Origin of the sequence: Micromonospora sp. ALFpr18c, from assembly GCF_008868155.1 — a bacterium.
Classification (GTDB): Bacteria; Actinomycetota; Actinomycetes; order Mycobacteriales; family Micromonosporaceae; genus Micromonospora.
Genome location: NZ_WBKR01000405.1, coordinates 1 through 1,221, shown reverse-complemented (window position 1 = coordinate 1,221; position 1,221 = coordinate 1). Strand labels below are relative to the sequence as shown.

Sequence of the window (1,221 nt, the reverse complement as noted above, 5' to 3'; positions counted from 1 at the left end):
GACTACGCGATAGCCCTGTTCGGATGACAGGCCCGATCGAGGTTGAACCGGCGGCCCCGCGCATCCGTTGTGTAGGAAGACTTCGAAATTTGACTGCAAAGGCGGCTAACTAGGAATGGACAAAGATAAGAGCAAGGCCCATGTTTTGGCATGGGCCGCTGCAAATCAGAGTGGCCACGATGTGAGTATTAATGAGTACGCAGAGGCATACTTTATCCCCTATTCGACACTGTGTAGATGGATATCCGGAGGGATCCGTGATGTTACGTTCACGGGTGACCAGCAGGCGTTCATAGACACGGCAAAGAAGCATACGTCCGATCAGTACTATAAGCTCTCCGACCGCAAGAACCATGCCTTGAGATGGGCGCATGCGAATCAGAGCGGCCCCGTCATGGGTTATACCGACTATGCGCGGCTGTACAATATGCACCCCGGGACCCTGACTGGCTGGGTTTCTGGAGAGCATGGGGTTACGTTCGAGCCTGATGAGCAGGTGCTCATAAACAAGGCAAAGCAGTATTGGGTCATGAAGCAATACACGCCCGGCGAGCGCAAGAGCCATGCCTTGGCGTGGGCGGCTGCGAATCGGAGCGGCCCCGTCATGAGTTATTCCGACTATGCGCGGCGGTACAATGTGGACCGCAGGACCCTGAGTCGCTGGGTTTCTGGAGGGAACGGGGTTACGTTCGAGCCTGATGAGCAGGTGCTCATAAACAAGGCAAAGCAGGATTGGGCCATGAAGCAATACACGCCCGGCGAGCGCAAGAGCCATGCCTTGGCGTGGGCGGCTGCGAATCGGAGCGGCCCCGCCATGAGTTATTACGAATACGCAGAGCAACACAATATGCACCACACGGCCCTGGCCCGCTGGGTTTCTGGAGGGAACGGGGTTACGTTCGAGCCTGATGAGCAGGAGCTCATAAACAAGGCAAAGCAGCGACAAGTTTCGTTGTCGACCATGAATGAAGCTGCCGTGGCAGCGGTTGGTGCCAACAAATATGCGTGGCTGCGTGCTCCCACCAGCGCCACCTCTGCTTCCACCAGCAACACATCGCCGACGTTGCCGATGCACACCGGCTACGAGCAGGTCCGCCGCGTCGTCGCCGCCCCCGCCGGCGGGCTGTCAGCCTCACAGGCCGGACCGAGCGGGGATCGCCTGAATGTGAGGCGTGCCGCGGCACTCGACAGCCAAGCCCAGCAAGCACCGCGGGTACCCCC

General features: G+C 58.9%; 1 protein-coding gene. It reads left to right on the top strand.

The genetic code is table 11. From position 1 onward, the window contains the following. Positions 1-115 precede the first annotated feature (115 nt). Positions 116-1,221: hypothetical protein (locus tag F8271_RS31425; protein ID WP_151493397.1), on the top strand; the 1,106-nt coding region annotated here is incomplete at its 3' end.